Annotated in this window: 2 protein-coding genes and 1 pseudogene; all 3 read right to left on the reverse strand. The window is 37.5% G+C overall.

The genetic code is table 11. The annotated features are described in order from the left end of the window. Positions 1-940: 940 nt before the first annotated feature. Positions 941-2,509, reverse strand: a pseudogene (locus IM319_RS07435) (DUF3110 domain-containing protein); the annotation flags it as partial. Positions 2,510-2,677: 168 nt separating this feature from the next. Beyond that, positions 2,678-2,992, reverse strand: coding sequence for a HigA family addiction module antitoxin (locus IM319_RS07445; protein WP_002751513.1), 315 nt, complete (start codon positions 2,990-2,992; stop codon positions 2,678-2,680). Positions 2,993-3,001: 9 nt separating this feature from the next. Further along, a complete protein-coding gene (locus tag IM319_RS07450) occupies positions 3,002-3,283 on the reverse strand; it encodes a type II toxin-antitoxin system RelE/ParE family toxin (RefSeq protein ID WP_002766387.1) in 282 nt (93 codons plus the stop codon). Positions 3,284-3,567: the final 284 nt, after the last annotated feature.

Below are 3,567 nucleotides of genomic sequence, written 5' to 3' on the forward strand. Positions count from 1 at the left end.
AAGGTTACATGATATCAGCCAGACTTGGAAACTATCTCATCAAATTAGTCCCCCCATAGAACCTCCTTGAGCCATCTTGCACACTTTTCTCTTTTTGTCAAATTTTATGTTAAGAAAGATGTGACTAATGGATAGCTTTTAAAGGGGGGTTAGGGGGGATCGAATCTTTTGAAGGGGGGTTAGGGTGGATCAAACCTTCATTAGTAACAATAAACGCCATAATTCTATCCCCTGCAATATACCATTCTAAAATAGCAGTATCTTGATCAATTAAGGATTGAATCTCACTTAATTTAATGGTTTGAACTTTTTGAGTTAAGCTAAAAGTTGAATCTATGGGGGTGATTTCACGGTCAATGAATTGATTTAATTCTTGTTTTAAATGATTGAGGTGAGTATAGTCATTTAAGATAGGTTGTTTTTGTTGATCTAGAGTTAAAATTAATCCCCTATTGCGGGTTTGTTCTTGGATGGCTAACTGTTGTTCTTCCCCGATAATGGCACGACGGAGGCGATCTAATTCGGTAATAATAGTTTGGGGGATATTACCTTTAGGATAGATATCTCGGTTGGTTAGCAATTGGACTAGATAGCGGGTTTTGCTGCGTTCAACGTATTCTAAGGCGCGATCTGGTTGATTGAGGTTGAGATAGGATTGAACTATGCCATGATAAACATCCATTGCATCGGAGAGAATTTCCTGTTGTCGTTGGGGGTTTAAGGCTTCGAGTCGGATATTTTCTACTGCTTCGATGGCTAAATTGTAGCCTTTGATGGCGGTTTCCCAGTCTTTGATAAAGTTAGCAGTATTTCCTAAGTTTCGTCCTGTTCGTAAGCAGTTTATGGGAAAAGCCGTCGGAGTATATACTTCTAATGATAGGTTATAAGATGCGATCGCTTTCTCTAGATTATCTGCCCTTTCCCCTCTAATGCGATCACCATAAACAGTCCCTAAATGATTTTGTGTTAATGCCCATTCATAAGGAAAAGCATCACGATTATAAACTCTTAGAGCTTCTTGAATAAAATTGATAGACTTATCAAAATTTTCTTTTTTATCTCCTCTAATTCTATCCGCATAAGCACTGGCTAGATCGCATTGTGTGCCAGCCCAAACCCTAGGAGATTTATCATAAGTTCTCACTTGCAATACTTCGTTGTAAAATTTGATCGCTAGTTCTAAATTCTCAGCTTTATCACCTTTAATTCTATCGGCATAAGCAGCAGCTAGAGTATTTTTTGTATTTGCCCAACCTAGAGGAATTTTGTCAATGCTTCTGACTTTCAATGCTTCGTTACAAGCCGTAATCGCCAGTTCTAAATTGTCAGCTTTATTACCTTTAATTCTCTTCACATAAGCCATAGCTAAATTATGTTGAGTCGTCGCCCAATCTTGAGGAAAATTATCGAAAGTTCTGACTTTCAATGCTTCATTATAAGCAGCAATCGCAAGTTCTAAATTCTCGGCTTTATCTCCTCTAATTCTTTTAGCATAGGTATTAGCTAGGTTATTTTGTGTATCTGCCCAATCTTTAGGAAAATTATCGAAAGATCTCACTTTCAATGCTTCAGTATAAGCAGCGATTGATAGTTCTAAATTCTCCGCTATATCTCCTCTGATTCTGTTTTGGTAAGCACTACCAAGATTATCTTGCGTATCTGCCCAAATTTCAGGAAAATCATCAAAATTAAACCCAGTTAAAACAACTTGATAACCTGTGATCGCAATTTCTAAATTAGTGGCAATATTACCTAGAGGGAATTGTTGGATTAAGGTACTAAAATTGATCAAGGTAAAGATATTACCAGCGATATATACAGCTTGTTCTGTTTCAACGGATGCTAATTGATTTTTTACCCAATTATCTAGAATAATTATTAACTTTTCATCTAATTTATCAAGATTATGCTCAAAAAAAGGATAAATATACTTAGGATCAGGATTTTCATGAACTTTATCTAATGCCTTCATCAAAAAAATTAAATATTCTTGATGTGCATTTCCAGATTCTCTGCTTTCAACTGGCGGAATTTTATTTGCTCCCTCTGGCACAACTTCCCAGTCATAACCCGCTTCCTCACAAAAAGCAATAATTTCTTCGATTAATATACTTTCAACGCTAGGTACAGGAAAATTCTGTTCTCTTAATTGTCGTGCAAAATTAGTTGCATCTGCTGAAGCTTCAAACAGTAATATTGTCTGTTTCTCTTGACTACTTATTGTATGAATTCCTTCATTATCTGTTCCTACATTGTAGAGAAGAATATAAACTTGAGGTTGAAGGTTGAGATATTGCCCCAACTGTTGCGCCATATTCCGCAACCAAACCGCATCATTATTATTTCCTTGTTGTTCTAACCCTGTTGCATAGTTTTCCATCTCCTGCAAAAATTGGGGATCAATCAATTCCTGATTTGCTTGCAGAATCTTATTCAGTTCCTCATCATCAGTACAAGTGAGCAACTGTTGAATTAAATTAACATAAGCTTGGGCGCGTTGTTCATTCATTGTCTGTACTGTGATTGATGTGATTGTGTGATAGACTGTGATTTTTTTTTCGAGAGAATCACCATATAATATAATTGTATACAATAAATATTCGTGATTGTCAAGGGGGATCGCTGCCAAATTTGTTTGATATATTGCAAGGTTCTGCCTTAGAACATATCAAACAAATTACTTTTCTGCACAAATAACTGTCATTACAGCAACTTCTTTATCCAATTGATCTCCTATTTCATCTTCAACAACGTCCAGATCGTAATCCATTTGTAATCCTAGCCAAAATCGCGGTGACATATCAAAATAACGAGCTAACCGAAGAGCTATATCCGCTGTGATAGGCCGCTTTCCATGAACGATTTCGTTAATACATTGTTCGGGAACTCCAAGAGCCAGAGCTATTTGATTCTGACTAAGGTTCATTGGCTTTATAAATTCCTCTAAAAGAACCTCACCGGGATGAATTGGCATTAGTTTATCTTCATTCATTATTTTACCTCAATGATAATCAACGATTTCTACGTCTAGAGCATCACCGTCTTGCCAGACAAAGCAAATTCGCCATTGATCGTTAACCCGAATGCTATATTGACCTTCCCTATCACCAACCAGACGTTCCAATCGATTTGCTGGTGGGACACGAAGATCTTGCAGGGTTTCCGCACGATTAAGCATCCGCAATTTTCGCAATGCCACTTGCTGGATATCTAATGGCAATTTACGCGAATGTTTACGTTCAAAAACTTTTTGAGCTTCTTTATCTTTAAAGTTTTGGATCACTCTCTAAACAATTTCTTATCCTACTTTTAAGTATATGACGTAAGGATGCTCCAATGGCAGAACTGGTTGGGGAACACGCCAGACAGGGACTTCTGCGAATGCGTCTGGGACCAAGATGACGCGACGACGAATGAGCGCGGTAGCCTTCATCGAAAATTTTGGGTCTGAAACCCCGTCGTTCTACGACGGCTTTACTGTTAAATATTAACACATTTACGAAATATATGCTAAAATGCTCCCCATGGAAAAAGCCTATTGGTTTCGATTTTACCCCACACCCGAAC

The organism is Microcystis sp. M113S1, from assembly GCF_020246945.1.
Lineage (GTDB): Bacteria > Cyanobacteriota > Cyanobacteriia > Cyanobacteriales > Microcystaceae > Microcystis.